General features: G+C 40.5%; 15 protein-coding genes. 11 read left to right on the top strand and 4 right to left on the bottom strand.

The genetic code is table 11. The features are described from left to right. Window positions 1–473 precede the first annotated feature (473 nt). The 5 genes from EKM65_RS06830 (at window position 474) to EKM65_RS11255 (ending at window position 5176) form a co-directional block, all read left to right on the top strand. On the top strand, window positions 474–1058 hold the full coding sequence (locus EKM65_RS06830) for a xanthine phosphoribosyltransferase (protein WP_125606959.1): 585 nt from the start codon (window positions 474–476) through the stop codon (window positions 1056–1058). Between the two features lie 32 nt (window positions 1059–1090). Beyond that, window positions 1091–2380 carry a nucleobase:cation symporter-2 family protein gene (locus EKM65_RS06825; RefSeq protein WP_225420426.1) on the top strand — a complete coding sequence of 430 codons (1290 nt, stop codon included), beginning with the start codon at window positions 1091–1093 and terminating at the stop codon, window positions 2378–2380. Window positions 2381–2421: 41 nt separating this feature from the next. Then, window positions 2422–3543, top strand: coding sequence for an ATP-grasp domain-containing protein (locus tag EKM65_RS06820; protein WP_125606957.1), 1122 nt, complete (start codon window positions 2422–2424; stop codon window positions 3541–3543). Window positions 3544–3555: 12 nt separating this feature from the next. After that, the gene (gene purB, locus EKM65_RS06815) at window positions 3556–4854 is read left to right on the top strand and encodes an adenylosuccinate lyase (protein WP_125606955.1); all 1299 of its coding nucleotides are present in this window, start codon (window positions 3556–3558) and stop codon (window positions 4852–4854) included. 166 nt (window positions 4855–5020) lie between these two features. Further along, window positions 5021–5176 (top strand): hypothetical protein, encoded by a 156-nt coding sequence (locus tag EKM65_RS11255; protein WP_164506855.1) that lies wholly within the window; start codon window positions 5021–5023, stop codon window positions 5174–5176. A 299-nt stretch (window positions 5177–5475) separates the two neighbouring features. Here EKM65_RS11255 and EKM65_RS06810 read toward each other — a convergent pair whose 3' ends face one another. After that, window positions 5476–6108 carry an NAD(P)-dependent oxidoreductase gene (locus EKM65_RS06810; RefSeq protein WP_125606954.1) on the bottom strand — a complete coding sequence of 211 codons (633 nt, stop codon included), beginning with the start codon at window positions 6106–6108 and terminating at the stop codon, window positions 5476–5478. Window positions 6109–6261: 153 nt separating this feature from the next. On the opposite strand from EKM65_RS06810, the gene EKM65_RS06805 reads away from it, so the two are divergent. After that, a complete protein-coding gene (locus EKM65_RS06805; RefSeq protein ID WP_125606952.1) occupies window positions 6262–6726 on the top strand; it encodes an 8-oxo-dGTP diphosphatase in 465 nt (154 codons plus the stop codon). Between the two features lie 789 nt (window positions 6727–7515). Here the strand turns inward: EKM65_RS06805 and EKM65_RS06800 are convergent. Continuing rightward, window positions 7516–8271, bottom strand: a complete 756-nt coding sequence (locus EKM65_RS06800) for an NADPH-dependent oxidoreductase (protein ID WP_125606950.1) — start codon at window positions 8269–8271, stop codon at window positions 7516–7518. A gap of 230 nt (window positions 8272–8501) precedes the next feature. Here EKM65_RS06800 and EKM65_RS06795 point away from each other — a divergent pair, with 230 nt between their 5' ends. From EKM65_RS06795 to EKM65_RS06780, 4 genes are all read left to right on the top strand, one after another. Further along, window positions 8502–9068, top strand: coding sequence for a TetR/AcrR family transcriptional regulator (locus tag EKM65_RS06795; protein WP_125606948.1), 567 nt, complete (start codon window positions 8502–8504; stop codon window positions 9066–9068). 30 nt (window positions 9069–9098) lie between these two features. Further along, window positions 9099–12902, top strand: coding sequence for an MMPL family transporter (locus EKM65_RS06790; protein WP_125606946.1), 3804 nt, complete (start codon window positions 9099–9101; stop codon window positions 12900–12902). A 120-nt stretch (window positions 12903–13022) separates the two neighbouring features. Beyond that, entirely contained in the window at window positions 13023–13961 is a 939-nt protein-coding gene (locus EKM65_RS06785) for a Gfo/Idh/MocA family protein (protein ID WP_225420425.1), read from the top strand. Window positions 13962–14140: 179 nt separating this feature from the next. Further along, window positions 14141–14683, top strand: coding sequence for a helix-turn-helix domain-containing protein (locus EKM65_RS06780; RefSeq protein WP_125606944.1), 543 nt, complete (start codon window positions 14141–14143; stop codon window positions 14681–14683). Between the two features lie 255 nt (window positions 14684–14938). Here the strand turns inward: EKM65_RS06780 and EKM65_RS06775 are convergent, their stop codons facing one another. Together EKM65_RS06775 and EKM65_RS06770 are read right to left on the bottom strand one after the other, a co-directional pair. Further along, entirely contained in the window at window positions 14939–15685 is a 747-nt protein-coding gene (locus tag EKM65_RS06775; RefSeq protein ID WP_125606943.1) for a YibE/F family protein, read from the bottom strand. Then, window positions 15682–16764: a YibE/F family protein gene (locus tag EKM65_RS06770; protein WP_125606941.1), complete on the bottom strand. Its 1083-nt coding sequence runs from the start codon at window positions 16762–16764 to the stop codon at window positions 15682–15684. Before EKM65_RS06770 ends, EKM65_RS06775 begins: the two co-directional genes overlap by 4 nt. Before the next feature lie 602 nt (window positions 16765–17366). Between EKM65_RS06770 and EKM65_RS06765 the strand changes: the two genes are divergently transcribed. Continuing rightward, window positions 17367–17687 (top strand): putative heavy metal-binding protein, encoded by a 321-nt coding sequence (locus EKM65_RS06765; protein ID WP_125606939.1) that lies wholly within the window; start codon window positions 17367–17369, stop codon window positions 17685–17687. Window positions 17688–17743: the final 56 nt, after the last annotated feature.

Genomic DNA, 17743 nt, shown 5'->3' with positions numbered 1-17743 from the left:
ACTAACGGTTCCGACTACTACGGCCCGCAACGGACTTTCACCGTCTAGTTGATGCCCATGCCGGGCGCACTGAAATTGTCGTTAATGCTTTAGCATTTACGACAAGGCCGAGCTTTAAGACAAATTTATTTGGCTTAAAGTCGAGCCCACAGCGTTCCACCAGCGCATTTCCCGCAGGCACGGAGAAACTCAACATCACAGTTTTAGGGCTGAGTACTTACGAGGTTTGTATTTGAGACGAATTAGTTTTCAATCGGCTCAAACCAAGCCCACAGGGTTCCACCAGCGTATTTTCCGTAGGCACGGAGAACCGCTAACATAACAGTTTTAGAATTTGTTATTAATATTCCCGCAAATACGAAGAAGAACGATTTCAAAATATTAATCTGATTTAATTTATCGTTATGAATGGCGTTGTCATGCTGTTGGTGCTATGTTATGTTAAGATAAACAAAAAATTGTGGAGGCTGATCATGCGCGAGCTAGAGCAAAGAATTAAAATTGACGGACAAGTTTTAGGCGAAGATGTTTTGAAAGTAGATAGCTTTTTGAACCATCAGATTGATCCTCAGTTAATGTATAACATGGGCGAGGAGTTTCACCGGTTATTTACGGACAAGAAGATCACTAAAATCTTAACAGTTGAGTCTTCCGGAATTGCACCAGCGGTAATGGCGGGACTAAGTTTCCAAGTGCCAGTTGTTTTTGCGCGCAAACATAAATCATTAACTTTAAAAGATCACTTATATACAGCAACCGTTTATTCATTTACTAAAAAAGTAAGCAATGAGATTTCTATTTCTAAAAAATTCTTGAATCATGATGACCACGTGTTGATTATTGACGACTTTTTAGCCAACGGTCAGGCTGTTCAGGGCTTAATGGAAATCATAGACGCTGCTGGTGCAACGCTTGAAGGTGTTGGTATTGTGATTGAAAAGACCTTCCAAAAAGGGCGGCAATTGTTAGACGAGCACGGTGTTGAGGTGCAATCATTAGCGCGCATTAAGGCTTTTGAAGACGGTCAAGTTGTTTTCGTTGATGAGGATCAAGATTAAAAGGAGATAGGGTCACGCAAGAAAAGTCGCAGATTTCAAACCCCAAGGCTGCTGTGTTAGGTTTGCAGCATTTATTAGCTATGTATTCTGGCTCAGTCCTAGTGCCATTATTAATTGGTGGTGCATTGGGCTTTTCTGCCAAAGAATTAACTTACTTAGTTTCAATTGATATTTTCATGTGTGGACTGGCAACCTTTTTACAGTTGCGTAGTAATCGTTTCATGGGCATTGGCTTGCCAGTTGTGCTTGGCTGTGCCGTCCAAGCGATTGAGCCGCTGAAGATGATTGGCAAGAATTATAGTATTGGCGCCATGTATGGTTCGATTATGGTCGCTGGTTTAGTCGTCATTTTAATTTCAGGTTGGTTCGCCAAAATCAAAAAATTATTTCCACCCGTTGTCACTGGTTCATTGATTACTGTTATTGGGTTGACGTTAGTGCCCGTTGCTATCGGTAATTTAGGTGGTGGTGACGGTGCTAAAGATTTTGGTGATCCACGTTACTTATTAGTTGGTTGTTTAACGATTGCTGTTATTTTGGCAATTAATGGCTGGGCGCATGGTTTCTTACGCTCAATTGCCGTTTTAATTGGTTTAGTGGTTGGCACAATTGTCGCAGGTTTCATGGGGATGGTTTCTTTAAAACCAGTTATGGAAGCAAGTTGGTTTCATTTTCCTCAACCATTTTACTTCGGTACGCCGAAATTTGAGGCGGCACCAATTGTTACGATGATTATTATTTCCTTAGTTTCGATGGTTGAATCAACTGGTGTCTATTTCGCGTTAGGTGATATTGTGGATCGACCAATTGGTGAGACGGATTTAAAGAAAGGCTATCGTGCAGAAGGACTAGCTATTATTTTAGGCGGTCTCTTCAATACGTTTCCTTATACGGCCTTCTCACAAAATGTTGGCCTAGTTCAAATGTCCGGTATTAAAACGCGCAAACCAATTTATTTTGCGGCTGGCTTTTTAGTTTTGTTAGGTCTGTTACCTAAAGCCGGTGCCTTAGCGACAATTATTCCCACGCCAGTTCTAGGTGGCGCAATGTTAGTTATGTTTGGCATGGTTGCTGTTCAAGGTATGCGGATGTTGCAATCAGTTAATTTTTCCGAGGATAAAAATCTTTTAATCGTGGCGACATCGATTAGTGCTGGTCTTGGTGTTACAGTTAAGCCAGAGATTTTTAATGCGTTACCTGATCAAGTTAAGTTGTTTTTACAAAACGGAATTGTCGTTGCTAGCTTAATTGCAGTGCTTTTAAACTTACTATTTGTTAAAATAAACTTTGGTGAGAAAGAGATCAAAAGCACAACTAAATAATGAATCGTCATGTAACAATTAAAAGATTAGAGGGTTATTAAATGAGTTTTGTTTATCCACGCTCGTACATTGGCATTATCGGCGGCGGTCAAAGTGGTTGGCAGTTAGCCAATGCTGCACATAAATTAGGATTTTTAGTTAATATGTTATTAGCCAATCCGCATGATTTAGCGGCGCGCGCTGCTGACCGTGTTTTAGTGGGCTCTTGTAATGATGTTGATTTGTTACAGCAATTAGCAGCTGCCAGTAAAACGGTCATTTATACCAATGAAGAAGTCAGCGTTAATGCCATCAATGAAGCCCAGATTGCTGATAAAATACCTCAAGGAACTGAATTATTGGCGATCACCCAAGATCGCTATCTAGAAAAAGCTTTTTTGGAAGATCACAATATTATTATTCCACCATACGCGATGGTTGTTTCTTTAGATGATATTCGCAGCGTGATCGATTCAATTGGTTATCCTTCAGTTTTGAAGCCGATTCAGAAAGGTTTAACCAATCAAGCTTATTATTTATTGGAAAAGCCAGAAGATTTGAATCATTTTGAGAATGGCTTGCCTGATGGTAGTTATATTTTAGAGTCATGGGTTGCTGGTACCAAAGAATATGCCATTATGGTGGGTAAGGATCAGAATCAAAAGATTCAAACTTTCCCAATTTTGGAAACAGTTTATCATAACGGAGATTTCCATAGTGCCTTGGCTCATCAAAAGAACGACCCTGAATTAATGACAGAAATTCAACGAGTAGCGAATGAAATTGCTCAAAATATTCATTATCAAGGTTTAATGAGTGTTACCTTCTTTGAAACACAAGCCGGCTTGTTGTTTGTTAAAGGTATTTATCCAGGGACGAACGAGGCAGCAGATATTTATGGTTCGGTAACAGGTTTTTCGCAGTACGAAATTCAATTGCGGGCAATTTGTGATTGGCCTGTTCCTGATTTATATTTGCGTCAAGAAGGCGCCTTGATTGCCTTGGCAACGAGTGTTGAACCACAAGTCTTTGCAGAGATTCAACGTCGAGTTAATTGGCACTTCACGTTTTGGCCGCAATTACAAACCTCTGGCCGTCATCAACCAACGCTTGGTGAAGCAGTGGTTGTCGCCAGTGATTATCAAAGTTTATTAGAGTTATTAGGTGGAACTGAATTGTGGTAAGGAGCTGATCTGATGCTTGAACGTTATTCTCGTCCAGAAATGCAACATATTTGGGGTTTACAAAATCAATATCAGTCTTGGTTAGAAGTTGAGATCTTAGCATGCCAAGCATGGTCAAAAATTGGTGAGATTCCCACTGCTGATGCGCAAAAAATTACTGAAAATGCAAACTTTACCACAGAACGGGTTCAGGAATTAGAGCAAGTTACCAAACATGATGTGGTCGCTTTTACTCGAGCTGTTTCGGAGTCACTTGGCGAAGAACGCAAATGGGTCCACTTTGGACTGACTTCAACAGACGTCGTTGATACGGCTCAAGGTTATCGCTTGAAGCAAGCAGATGATGTTCTACGTACTGATTTAGATGACCTATTAGCTACAATCAAGCAGCGCGCACTTGAATTTAAGGATACGGTCATGATTGGTCGCACTCATGGTGTTCACGCAGAGCCAACAACATTTGGGTTAGTTCTAGCAACTTGGTATGCAGAGTTGAAGCGCAACATTGAACGTTTTGATCATGCCGCTCGCGGTGTGGAAGCTGGCAAAATTAGTGGTGCTGTTGGAACTTTTGCTAATGTTCCGACATCAATCGAGGCTTACGTCTGTCGAGAATTAGGTATTCGCGCTCAAGATATTTCAACGCAAGTACTACCTCGCGATTTACATGCCGAATATATTAGTACGATTGCTTTAATCGCGACATCAATTGAACGCTTTGCTCTGGAAATCCGTCATTTACAACGGACGGAAGTTCATGAAGTGGAGGAACACTTCGCGGCCGGTCAAAAGGGATCTTCAGCAATGCCGCATAAACGCAATCCGATTGGTTCAGAGAATCTCACAGGGATTGCCCGTGTATTGCGCGGTTATCAAACGCCAGCCCTTGAAGATGTCGGCTTGTGGCATGAACGTGATATTTCTCATAGTTCAGCCGAACGAATCATTTTGCCTGATGCCACAACGTTGTTAGATTATCAATTAACACGTTTTAACCGCATTTTAACGAACCTTGATGTTTTTCCAGAACGAATGCTGAGAAACATGAACTTAACTCATGGTTTGATTTACAGCCAGCGAGTTTTGTTGAAGTTAGTTGAAAAGGGCTTTAGTCGTGAAGAAGCTTACGACTTGGTCCAACCTAAAACTGCAGCGGCTTGGGATCGCGGTGCTGATTTTAAAACATTATTGGCTGAAGATCCTAAGGTGATGACAAAATTAACTGGCGCTGATTTGGATGATGCCTTTGATTATCATTGGCATTTGCAACGCGTCAATGAAATCTTTGAACGATTGGGTTTGGTTGAGTAGTACTGAAATGGTTTTGGTGCGACTCTTCGTCGCTGTTAATTTTACGTGCTAGATACTCAAACTGTTAGATTGCGGTTCTTCGCGCTTGCGCAAAGGTTGCGGATGAAACATGGCGGGTACCGTGAGGGAAAATAAATACGTGTCGCTGGAACGTGGTGGACACTGCTTGAAGCCAATTTTTTTCAAAATTGTCTCCAAGACAGGTCTTGTTGTAACAGCTAAAGCTGCAACAACAATCTCACCACTGAGCGGTATTTATTTTCCCTCACTAAGCAAGCAAGATGGCAACCTTTGCGCAAGCGCTGAATGGATGAGTGGTTGAATCACTTCTAATTTTAAGAAGTATAAATTTGCAGTTAAGACGGCACTAACGCTTTTTTGTCAGTGCCGGAGGGAAATCGCGGTCAGCCGCGGAATTCTTGTTAGTGGTTTACCACTTACAAGAAAGCTTGAGTTTGAGACGAATTGGTTTTGATTCGGCTCAAACCAATGCTCGCAGCGTTCCACCAGCGTATTTCCCGTAGGCACGGAGAGTATCTGTTCAAATTAAACACCAAAGAAATTTCATGCAAAAAGGCCAGAACAATTAATTGTTCTGGCCTTTCTTTAGTTACTGTTAACTTACATTGAGCAAACGGTGTAACGTTGTTGCTGATGTTCTGGTTCCTCGATTTCGTCTAGCATGGCAATCGCGTAATCGGCCATGCTGATTTCACTTTTACCGTATTTGCTAAGCAATAATTGCTCTTGACCAACTTTATACTTGCCAGTGCGTGCACCGTTAAGTAAGAAGTCTTTGGAAGGGCTGAGGTACGTCCAACGGACACCTTCGGAATTCTTCAAGTAATCCAGACCAGCACTCATATTAATTGAAGTTGGTTTGAATTCGTCTGGGAATTCATCAGTGTCAAATAGGTGCGTCGTTAATTTCGAATCAACATACAGACTACCAGCACCACCAACAACTAACAAGCGGACATCTGTACCTTGTAGAATATCGACTAGATGTTTCATTGCGGAAACATGCTCTTCCTCTTCACCTTCTGGGGCGTTGTATGAGCAAATTAAAACATCAAAGTCTTTAATGTCATCTGTTGTTAAATTGAAAATGTCTTTTTGCAAAAAGTTTAAATGATCTTGCGTTTCTTCTGGCACATTGCGAACAATACCAGTTACTTCGTGGCCGCGTTTTAAGGCTTCATTCGTTAAAAAGGTCCCAACGTGGCCAGTTGCACCAATTATTCCAATATTCATATTATTACTCCTTTGACAGCGTTTTCAACTCAACTTAATCATAGGCGAATGCGCCGATTTTTACAAGTCATAACTCGGATAATTACCGCAGCATCTTTATGAAAATTTCGTTAAATGTTAAAATAAAAGCAACGAAAATGTGAGGTGTTGGCAATGCATCAACCTGAACTAGCAATGTTTCTAAATATGATTATGATTGAAAATGGTGATCAAGTTTTAGTTGAAAATCGAGTGAAGCAAGATTGGCCGGGAATCACGTTTCCGGGCGGGCATGTGGAAGCCAATGAATCATTTGTTGATTCAACTATTCGCGAAACTTTTGAAGAAACCGGTTTGCGCGTAGCCGACTTAAAGTTAGCTGGTATGTGCCAATATGCTGATGAGACTGCGGATCATCAGCCATTTCGGCGGGTAATTTATTTTTATCGAACGACGAATTTCACCGGTGAAATTAAAAGCGGCCGTGAAGGCAAGATCTTTTGGCTACCCAAAGTGGAGTTGAAGCACCAGAAATTAGCTGGTGCATTGGCAGATTTCCTGCATGTTTTCAACGACCCGGCGTTATCAGAGGTGCTTTACCTCGGTGAGGGTGAAGAGTGGACAACAATTTTTAGATAAGCGAATTTAAGCAAGTAAAAACGGAACTTGGATGAAAATCCCGGTTCCGTTTTTGTTTGTTGTCGTGTCGATAAAATATGGTGAAAACTAAAACTGTTTTGTTGTCGTTCTTCGCGCTTGCGCAAAGGTTGAGTAGCAAACGTGCGCGTTGTCGTGGCGGCGAAAGAATACTTAGCGCTGGAACGTAGTGGGCATTGCTTGAAGCCAATTTTTGCAAAATTGTCTCCAAGACAAGCCTTATTGTAACAACTAAAGTTGCAACAATAATGTCACTACTGAGCGGTATTCTTTCGCCGCCACTAATTTAACAAGATGGCAACCTTTGCGTAAGCGCTGAATTAGTAAGTGATTGGATCGCTTCTAATTTTGAGAAGTACAAATTCGCAGTTTAGCTGCACTAACGCTCTTTTGTCAGTGCCGGAGGGAAATCGCGGTCAGCCGCGGAATTCTTGTTAGTGGTCTACCACTTACAAGAAAGCTTGAGTTTGAGACGAATTTATTCGGCTCAAACCAATGCTCGCAGCGTTCCACCAGCGTATTTACCGTAGGCACGAAGAAACGCAATATAACAGTTTTAGGTCTTGGCATTTGGCTCAAACCAAGCTCGCAGCGTTCCACCAGCGTATTTCCCGTAGGCGCGAAAAAGCTCAACCTAACAGTTTTGGATCCTAGAATCTCAATAGAATTCGTAGCTAGAATTCGTAGCTAATCATTTTTTGATCGATTTATATCCACTCCATCGCATATTTCCCGCAAGCACGAAGAAGCACGAGATAATAATGCTAAGTTTTAATTCTGATCAGCTACGAGAAATCCTTGTTGATGCAGTGTGTGCAATAATTGATTCCGCTTTTCAGGAACATCCGTTAAACTTTTATAGATTTGATTGGTAAAGGTATCGACGCGCTGATTGGTTTCGCGCATATCGTAATAGTCATGAACAACTTTGTCGTAGTGACTTAGTTGAGACACGATGGGCGTCGGTAATTGATAGCTGTTTTCAAAATGAACGAATTGTTCTGGTAGACGTGGTTTCAATTGGGGTTGTTGCGCTGGATAACCGATTTCTAGTCCGAGTACTGGAAAAGTTAGTTTAGGCAAGTGTAGTAGGTCGATTAATTGTTGTGCATCATTGAGGATGCTGCCAAGAATGACGGCACCTAAGCCCATACTTTCGGCAGCATTGACAGTATTTTGGACGGCCAGGATTGCATCGGAGAAGCCAGCAATCATTCGATCCGCGTCTCCGAGAATATTTTCAGGATGACCCATTTCTTGTCCGATTATGGCATCACGGTATTGATCCGCGATGAAAATAAATAAGTGACCGTTTGTGCCGACATAAGCTTGCTTAGAAATATTGCGAATAGCGGCTTTTAAATTTGGATCGGTGACACTAATGATGCTGAAAGCTTGCAAGAAGTGTGACGTAGCCGTGTGCCGAGCCACGTTCACTAAAGTTGTGACAATTTCTGCTGATAAGAGTTGGTCTTTAAAAACGCGAATAGTGCGATGATTGAGTTGACAATTAATAGTATCGTTCATGATCACAGTGAGACTCCTTTAAATGATTTTAGCTTTATTATACGCCTGCTAATGATGATGTGAAAAAGTTGTTGTAATAAAAGCTGGCGTTCAATGATTATTTTCATGATGAAACAGATGATTTTCAAAAGAAGACAAATTATTTTCAACAATCTACAGTTTGTAGATTGACATCTACTTTGAGTAGGTATAGTATTATTTTTTGTAAATTAAAAGGGGAGGGCATTGATATGACGAAACGCCGTATATTAGACAAGGACAAAGTTGCACATGCTGCTGTTGAAATCGTTAAAGAATCTGGTTTGTCGGCTTTAACATTTGGTAGTTTGGCTAAGAAGTTAGATATTAAATCGCAGTCTGTTTATAATTATTTTCGCAATTTGGATTCATTGTTGGAATATTTAGGCACTTGTTTGATGGATGGTTTATATGATGAATTAGCGACGGGTTTAATTGGTCTTTCTGGTAAAGAAGCCTTGTTGAAATATGGCGAAATCGCACGCAAGTTCTTCCTCTCACAAGGGAATTTAGTTAGTACCATTCAAACGATTCAGAATTATCCGAAGCATTCAGACTTTGTGCAGGCAACTGAACGAGTTTTGGGAATCATTAGCAAAATTATGGATAGTGAGAAAGACATTAAAGTTGATCGGATTGCTTTTTTGCAGGCGTTCATTAGTCAGGTCTTAGGTTTCACACTAGTCGAGTCAATGGGCTTTTTCGATACTTACGATGTGCCCCATAACACAGCAAGTTTTCGTAAGATTTTAGAGATTACCACTGATGCATTTATTTAATTATTTTTGGGATTAAGGGAGAAGTAAATCATGCAAAAATTTTTCAAGAATCATTACGGCGCCTTAGTCGCTTGGTTGCTCGCTGTTGTCGTTGCTGTTGTGATGTTACCAAACATTACGCAGTTAGTTCACGATAAAGGTCAAACTGCGTTACCAGACAATGTGCAAAGTAAACTGGCTGAAATTGACCAAGATGATTGGGGCCGTGGTCAAGGAAATACGCGCCAAGTTGTCGCAATCTTTAACAATGGTAATGATAAATTAACCGCAACGCAAAAAGAGCGAATTAAGCAGACGCTCAAAGATATTCGGCATAATAAGAAAAAGTACGGTATTAAATCTATTACAGCCGCGACTGATAATGCTGAAACGAAGAAACAATTAATTTCAAAAGATAAGTCAACTCAATTGGTTCAATTCTTAGTTGATAAAGACCACGATAATGGTTCCGTTACTAAGATGAATAATGAATTAATTAAAGCTGTGAAAACACCGGGTGTTAAAACTTATGTCACCGGTGCAGATATTTTAAACAACGAATTCGATTTAAAGACGCAACGAGGACTTCAAAAGACTGAAGTTATTGCGGCTATCTTTATTTTCATCGTCTTGATTTTGGTCTTTAAATCACCAATCGTACCGGTTATTTCGTTGTTGACTGTTGGTGTGTCACTGATTACGTCATTAAGTATTGTGACGAATTTAGTTGATAAGGCTAGTTTCCCCTTCTCAAACTTCACACAAGTCTTTATGGTTGTTGTCTTATTCGGTATCGGGACTGACTACAACATCCTGTTGTATGATCAATTCAAAGAAGAACTGAGCAAGGGAATGAGCAATTGGGAAGCAACTCGAGCTGCTCAACACAAGGCTGGCAAGACAATTCTTTATTCGGGCTCATCAATTTTGATTGGCTTCTCTGTTTTAGGCTTAGCCAAATTCTCGATCTATAGGTCGACCGTGGGCGTAGCCATTGGTGTTGTCGTTCTTTTGGCAGTCTTACTAACCTTGAATCCATTTTTCATGAATTTATTAGGCAAAAAGATGTTCTGGCCTTCTAAGAACTTTGATGGTCATTCATCAAGTAAAATGTGGCACGGCTTGGCTTCACGCAGTGTCTTGCATCCATTGATTGCCTTAGGTGTTGCTTTATTAGCAACGTTACCATTTGTTTTAACTTACAAAAATAATTTGAACTATGATAACTTACAAGAATTAGGCGACGATGTTGCTGCTAAGCGTGGTTTTGAAGTGGTTGAGAAGCACTTCTCTGAAGGTACGGCTGAACCAACCACGTTATATATTCGTAGCGATCATAAGTTGGACAACGAAGCAGACTTAAAAGCGATCGATCAATTAACGCAGGCATTACAGGGCGTTGACGGTGTTAAGACTGTTGCTTCTGTTACTCAACCAGGTGGTAGTAAGATCAGTAAGCTCTACGTTAAGGATCAAATGGGTACCGTTACTGATGGGATGACCGCTGCTGGTAAGGGTATTAAAACAATTAATTCCGGTTTAACCGAGGCTGAACAAAAATTAGCTGACAGTGATATGGCCGGCGGTTTGAATGACGTTCAAAAATTAGTTAACGGAACAAATCAATTAGTTTCTGGTAGCCAAGCATTACAAAGTGGGACTAGTCAATTAGCATCAGGTGCTAATAGTTTGAACACTGGAATTGGTGCTTACACTGATGGTGTTTCACAATTGAATAGTGGTGCGACACAGTTATCCGGTAATTCAAGCAAGATCACAAGTGGCATTAATCAATTAGTTAGTCAAAGTTCACAATTGCCATTAGCAATTGCCGGCTTGGACGCTTATAACACTGGTATTAATGATGGTGTGACGAAGATCAATTCATCATTAGCCAGCAAACAAAAAGATCTGGCCCAATTGTCTGAGATGTCGAGTAAGATTTCTGGTTTGAAGTCGAAGACAAATAACATGAAACAAGAATTAAGTGCACTGAGCGATATTAAAGACGAATTGCCACAAATGGTTTCATTGTTGAATACAATCAAGAATAATAGATCAACCCTTGAGCAATTAATGACGGTTGCTAAATCAATGGACTCAATGAAGAATCAGTTGACAACCGTTGCTAAAAATGATGGTGCTGCATATCAAACTGGCGTTCAGACCAATGCTGCACTTGAACAAAGTATTAAAGTTATTCAAAATGATTCAGGAGCAAGTGCGCAATCTCAACAAGCTGCTGCAACAATCGCAGCATTAGTTGAGAAGAACAAAGAGGCTACTGATAAACTAGGCGTAAATGTTACTTCTCTTCAGGCTTTAGGAAAGCAATTAGATGGAATAGATACTAGTGGATTAGGTAATCTACAATTACCAAGTGATGATCAAATTAATAGTATTCTGGCTCAATTACAAAATGTTTCATCAATGATCGATTCTGCTAATTCATTATTAACCGAAGCTGATAGTTTAACTGAACAAGCGGGTAAATTGAATGAATTATCTTCTGCAATGACTGAATTAACGCAAGGATTAACCCAGCTTCAATCTGCCTCAAGCAAGGCTGCTTCAGTTGCCGCACAATTGAATAGCGGTGTAAACGGCAGCGGTGTTAATACGTCAAGTGAAAGTACTATTCAATCAACAATTGGTAATTCTAAGATGTTATCACAACTCAATCAATTATCATCTGGTATGACGCAATATGTTAACGGTGTGAACCAACTTGCATCTGGTGCGGGCCAATTGAATGGCAACTCTAGTGCTTTGAAGAGTGGCGCTAGTCAATTAGCAAGTGGTACTAGTCAATTGAATGGTCAAGTACCAACTTTGACGAATGGCTTAACACAAGTTCGTGATGGTCAGAAGACAATGTACACGACTTTACAAAGTACCGTTGAGCAAATGGCAACATTACAAAGTGGTCTTGGTCAAGCTTCAGATGGGTTAACAACAATTAATAGTGGTGTTAAATCTGCAAACAGTTATCTTGGTGGTTTGAAGAAGTCAGCTGCTGGTGAATCATTCTATATTCCTAAGAGTGCTATTCATGGCAAAGACTTCAAGCAATCAATCACGAACTATATGTCTGAAGATAAGAAGATTACCAAGTTAACGATTGTTCTTGATCAAAACCCAAGTTCAACTAAAGCGATGGATAAAGTTCGTCAATTAACAACACAATCCAAGAATAATATTAAGGGAACAGCGTTGAACGATGCTAAGATTGCCATGGGTGGTCAAACATCATCAACAGCCGATACACAAAAGATTGCCAGCTCTGACTTTAGTCGGACAGCGTTAATTATGGTGGTTGGTATTGGTTTAGCCTTAACGTTTGTAACGCGTTCATTGTTACAACCGTTATTCATCATTGGCACGTTGTTGCTTTCATACTTCAGTTCGTTGTCCTTGACGCGCTGGATTAGTGCAACCTTCCTCGGCCATTCACAATTAACTTGGAACACACCATTCTTCACTTTCATCATGATCTTCGCCTTAGGTGTTGATTACAGTATCTTCTTAATGATGAAGTATCGTGAATTAAACGGGGAAATTCCTAATCCAAGTAAACGGATCGTCGAAGCTTCAGGCGTAATTGGTGCGGTTGTTATTTCCGCAGCGGTTATCCTAAGTGGTACGTTTGCCGCCTTAATGCCATCGGGTGTCTTGACATTGATTCAAGTTGCCTTAGGTGTCATTATCGGGTTGGTGATCTTGGTGATCATATTGCCAGTGATCTTGCCGGCATCAATTCATTTGACCTATGATCATCAAAAGAAAGATAAGTCAAATCGTGATCAGGATGAACCGAAACATTCAAGTAAACCAACTGATGATCAACAAGCTTAATTAGTTGATTAAAATAAAACCGTTTGAATTGGCATTATCAATTCAAACGGTTTTTGTTTGGCCTTCGCACTAGTATTCTCTTGTCGAGTTTGTCATAATTATTTTATGAAATGAGGGACAATGATGATTAAAATTGGTGTTGTTGGGTTAGGCGGAATTGCTCAGAAGGCTTATTTACCAGTGATGGCAGAAATGCAAGATCAAGTTGAGTGGATCTTATGTACACGTAATCCGGTGAAATTAGCGACGTTGAAACAAAAATATGGGTTTAAAAATGCGGTGGCAACAGTGGCGGAATTGGTAGCGCAGCAAATCGATGCGGTATTCATTCATACACCGACTAGTACTCATGCAGAGCTTGTTCAACTATTTTTGCAGGCTGGGGTACATGTTTATGTCGATAAACCAGTTAGTGATGATTACGATACAGTTAAGGCATTGTATCAATTAGCCGATGATAAGAATTTAATGTTAACCGCGGGATTTAATCGTCGTTTTGCTCCTCTGGAAGCCAGGTTGCAAACTGAACAACAGCCATTGGTTGTGAAGGTCGAGAAGAATCGCAACAACACTGAACAGCCAGTTAAATTTGCGATTTTCGATTTAATGATTCATGCTGTTGATACGGCGTTATTTGTTGGCCATTTTCAAACAAACATAGATTTGAATTGTCAGTATCAAATCAGTCAGTCAAATAATATGCTGCAATATTGCGCTATAACCGTGCAAAGTCAACGTAAAATCATGACGGCGAGCATTAATATGCAGGCTGGTGCAAACTTAGAAATCACAGAAGTTCAACAACCAGCTTGTACACAACGTCTCAGTAATTTAACTAAGCTGCAAACTGTGACGGCAGCAGGAACCCAAGTGACGAATTTTCCCGATTGGACGCCGACTTTGGAACGGCGAGGGTTTGCACCACTTATTCGCGCATTTGTGGCGGCGGTTGAGAATCCCGATCATCCTAATCCAGTAAGCCCAGAATCGAGCTTGCTGTCACATCGCTTATGTCAAAATCTATTGAATTTTTATTTAGATCAAGACGGTAAGCATTAGAATTTAGTCACTGGGATGAATTAATCAGCAGATGATGAACGTTCATAACGGCGTTTTAGTATAGTTAGTAAATATCTTTTTTGCTGCGAAAAGGTTGGTCTGGCAAGGATGTAACATGTTTGTTGCTTTCGTTATGCCGATGTAGCTGGTACATTAAGATTTGTTAGGAGTGAACGCATATGACATTGGGATCCGCGTTAAAACAGCACAGAGAATCTGCAGGTATAACTCAGGAACAAGTAGCCAAAACATTATATGTGACGAGGCAGACCGTCTCAAGGTGGGAGCAGAATAAGACGATGCCCAACATTAATGTCCTACAGAAACTTAGCGAACTTTATCATGTCCCTTTAGCTCAGCTTGTCGTTCAAAACCAGCCTGACACAAAGGATGGTAAAGCAGTGAAGCATATTAATTATCTATCATTAATCGGCGCGATTACCTTTAACGTTATCATCGGTCTTAGTGTTTGGATCGCTATTCTGGGCATGTTACTAGCTTTATGGGCAATTGCTGTTCTCTTTATTTTAGCGCCATTAATATATTTGGGTGGTGTTGGTGTAGGCCTTCAAGCATTTGCGACGAGCATTTTAATCCTAAGCTTGGTATTATGTGCCGTTGGAGTTTTCTTGTTCCCAGCCGCTAAAAAAGTAACAAAAATGGTACTGAACTTCGGCAAGAAGTACCTGGCTTATAATCAAAAGTCAGTCATGACCCATTAATGAACTGTAGCAGTCAGATTAATCAGTTAGCATTAAAAGGCCGTTATCTGAGTGTAACGACCTTGGTTAATAATTTGGCTTAGTGGTTAACTTAATTCTAGAATGAATTGGTTGTTAAACTGGCGACTTTGCTTAAGGAAGACACCAAGGTAGCAACGTTAATGAGATAGCACACAACAATTCGCCGGTTAGGCCGGTTAGAATTGAGGTGTGATGCAGTTGAGGGTTTGCTTAGTAGGCAAGCCTTTTTTTGCACTAAATTTTTTTCGAGTGCGCAACGACAAAAGTAGTTAAGGGAATGACTAGTAAAACACCAATAATTGAATAGCACATGATCAGAAATTCTTGGGCAAATAACTTATCGTTAAGAATTTGGCTGACGGTGTAATTCAAACGAGTGTACCAAATGAAGAGGGCAAGAAAGCTGCCAAAGAAACCGAAGAGGATTGTATTAACGGCAGTGCCTAAAATATCTTCGCCAATATTTAGACCACTTTGGTAAAATTTAAGTGCACTAAGATCCTCATTCTGATGCTTCAACTCAATTAAACCGGCACTCATCGCCACAGCAGCCTCACTAATCGCACCCAGTGTACTGAAGACAGCGACAATAACACCGATTGCGGCAAAACCGAGGCCGGGACCATCCGAGAGACCGATTAAATCTTCGCCAGCTTGTTCGCCAATTCCCGGCGTCTGTGCCAAAAAGTTGAATAGTAAAATCAGTAACACAATAATCACGGTGACACTAAACGAACTAAGAAAAGATTTGTCGGCAATTCTGGTATCGTGTGTGCCTAAATAAATAATCGTTAATAGCTTCAAAGGAACGAAACAGGCGGCGGTTAAGATAATATTGGCGCCCCAACTAATTAATAACGCGACTAAGAAAACCAAACAAAAATTGATGATGATACTCAAATAGCTTTTAATCCCAGCGGCGCCTCCGATTAAAATCATCAGAATTAAAAGTGTCAACAATAACGCCAGCATCGTACTCATTTGCTCGCCTCCCTTTTAACGAGGAAATAATACGCGCAAAGTGTCGCAGTGGGTACAGTTAAAACAATGCCAATTGCTGAAATCAAACTTTGCAACACGCCTAAAGATAAGGTGTATTCGAAAGTATAGGCAATTGCATTATTATTGCGCAAATAAAGAATCGTCATTGGCAAGGCATCGGCCATAAAAATTAAGAAGAGAACATTGATTAATGGTCCCATAATTTCCTGTCCAATCGCGCGACCACTTTGCCAAAGTTGTTGGCCGGTAATTCTAGGATTGTGATAAATAATCTCACTCAGACTAGAAACAATATCGGTCGATTCATCCATTACCGCGCCGAGGACACCTAATAAAGTTTGCCCGATAAAGAGTGAACGGGGGCTTTGCGTGGCGTATTCAACGGCCATGTAAGTAATGCCCTTTTCATTAGTGAGCCGCATAATCAAATAACTTAAGCCGAATGAAAGCAGCAGTGCCACAATCGTGCTAGTTAACATCGCTAGCATTTTTTGATGAATTCCTTGATAGAGCAGAAAGGAAACCGTCGCAAAAATAATGGCAGCTAAACTGTAAATCGTAATTGTACCCGCGCCGTTCTTCTGGATGTCAAAACGAATTACCGCGTAAAAAATAACAGAATTGAGAATTAAGGAAGCTAGGACCAGCCAAGCTTTATTACCAATCAAAATCATCATGAGCAGTGCCAATGTAAAAATAATTAACACGATGACCCAATCACGTTTAACATTGCTAATAGACACTTGATTGCGCCGAATTTGCACGAAGACCCGTTGATACTGATGATATTTTTGATCTTGAAGCTGTGACTTTTCGTAAGTATTTTTCAAGGTATAGTTTTTACCTTGGTGCTGATGATTGAGCACTCTTAAGGTTAGTTGCTGGGTAATTTCGTGGTCGGTATCATCGTACTGATCTTTGACTTTGACATCATCAAGCTGTTCGACATGCGTAATCACGGCGATCGTTGCTTGATAATTCGTATTAAAATAAGTGAATAAAACGGCACAGATGCCAACGAGTAGCACGACTAAAGAGAGCCAGTATTTTTTCTTCAAGATAATCAACCAACTTTTCTATCAATAGCTCTATTCTAGTGATTTTAAAAACAAAAAGCTTAATTACGAACTAATTTTGGCAAAATATTTAATAAATCAGAGTGCTCAAAGCAACGGGTTGGGTGTTTGTATTTAAGTGGGAAGATTGATGCGTGCCAACGCAGCAAGATTCACGCTTAAATACACGACACCCAGTTGCATTGAGCACGTTTCAAATAGAGTGCGGCGAACAACGGATTGATGGCATTAATTTAAGTGGAAAGATTGATGCATGTTAATGCGGCAAGATTTTCACTTAAATTACTTGCCATCAATTGTTCGTAGCACGTTTCAATAGAGAGTGCAGAGAAAGTCGGGTTGACAATGAGCATTAAGAAAGCAATGAAAAAGTTCGTTTTTTGAACTTATTCATTGCTGGCTTAAGCGGAGTTGTCAGACTTTTGCAGCACGTTTCAAACCACGATACAAACAACACCAAGATTTTTTCAACAACTCCTTGTTAAAGCAGTTAACAAATCGGAGTAGGATTTGTTAATTGTCTCGCAATAGAACGAGAGATAGGATAAAATGAAGGAAAATGAATTGAGATAGGGAGTGACAACATGATTATTACAACGACTAATGCAGTACAAGATCGCACCGTTGCTGAATACAAGGGCATTGTTTTCGGTGAGGTGATCACCGGAATTAATGTCTTCAAGGATTTGGGCGCTGGTTTACGCAATGTCTTTGGTGGTCGTTCCAAAGGTTACGAAGAGGAATTAACGAAGGCGCGCGAAGAAGCCATTGCCGAAATGGGTGATCGCGCCGCTCAGCTAGGCGCAGATGCAGTCGTGGGCACAAAGATGGATTATGAAGTCTTGGGTTCAGATAATGGCATGTTAATGGTGACTTGCAGTGGTACGGCAGTGAAGCTGAACTAATAGCGACTAAGTTAAGTGATGTCGTAAAAGTGCTGAACATTTGTGACATCGCAATT

This window comes from Lapidilactobacillus bayanensis (genome assembly GCF_003946695.1).
Lineage (GTDB): Bacteria > Bacillota > Bacilli > Lactobacillales > Lactobacillaceae > Lapidilactobacillus > Lapidilactobacillus bayanensis.
The sequence above is the reverse complement of the archived record's forward strand: the minus strand, read 5'-3'. Positions and strand labels throughout refer to the sequence as shown.

Excerpts from the sequence above, each read along its gene's own strand:
- EKM65_RS06830 (WP_125606959.1), top strand. The coding sequence starts at position 474 with ATGCGCGAGCTAGAGCAAAGAATTAAAATTGACGGACAAGTTTTAGGC.
- EKM65_RS06820 (WP_125606957.1), top strand. The coding sequence starts at position 2,422 with ATGAGTTTTGTTTATCCACGCTCGTACATTGGCATTATCGGCGGCGGT.
- purB (WP_125606955.1), top strand. The coding sequence starts at position 3,556 with ATGCTTGAACGTTATTCTCGTCCAGAAATGCAACATATTTGGGGTTTA.
- EKM65_RS06810 (WP_125606954.1), bottom strand. The coding sequence starts at position 6,108 with ATGAATATTGGAATAATTGGTGCAACTGGCCACGTTGGGACCTTTTTA.
- EKM65_RS06805 (WP_125606952.1), top strand. The coding sequence starts at position 6,262 with ATGCATCAACCTGAACTAGCAATGTTTCTAAATATGATTATGATTGAA.
- EKM65_RS06800 (WP_125606950.1), bottom strand. The coding sequence starts at position 8,271 with ATGAACGATACTATTAATTGTCAACTCAATCATCGCACTATTCGCGTT.
- EKM65_RS06795 (WP_125606948.1), top strand. The coding sequence starts at position 8,502 with ATGACGAAACGCCGTATATTAGACAAGGACAAAGTTGCACATGCTGCT.
- EKM65_RS06790 (WP_125606946.1), top strand. The coding sequence starts at position 9,099 with ATGCAAAAATTTTTCAAGAATCATTACGGCGCCTTAGTCGCTTGGTTG.
- EKM65_RS06785 (WP_225420425.1), top strand. The coding sequence starts at position 13,023 with ATGATGATTAAAATTGGTGTTGTTGGGTTAGGCGGAATTGCTCAGAAG.
- EKM65_RS06780 (WP_125606944.1), top strand. The coding sequence starts at position 14,141 with ATGACATTGGGATCCGCGTTAAAACAGCACAGAGAATCTGCAGGTATA.
- EKM65_RS06775 (WP_125606943.1), bottom strand. The coding sequence starts at position 15,685 with ATGAGTACGATGCTGGCGTTATTGTTGACACTTTTAATTCTGATGATT.
- EKM65_RS06765 (WP_125606939.1), top strand. The coding sequence starts at position 17,367 with ATGATTATTACAACGACTAATGCAGTACAAGATCGCACCGTTGCTGAA.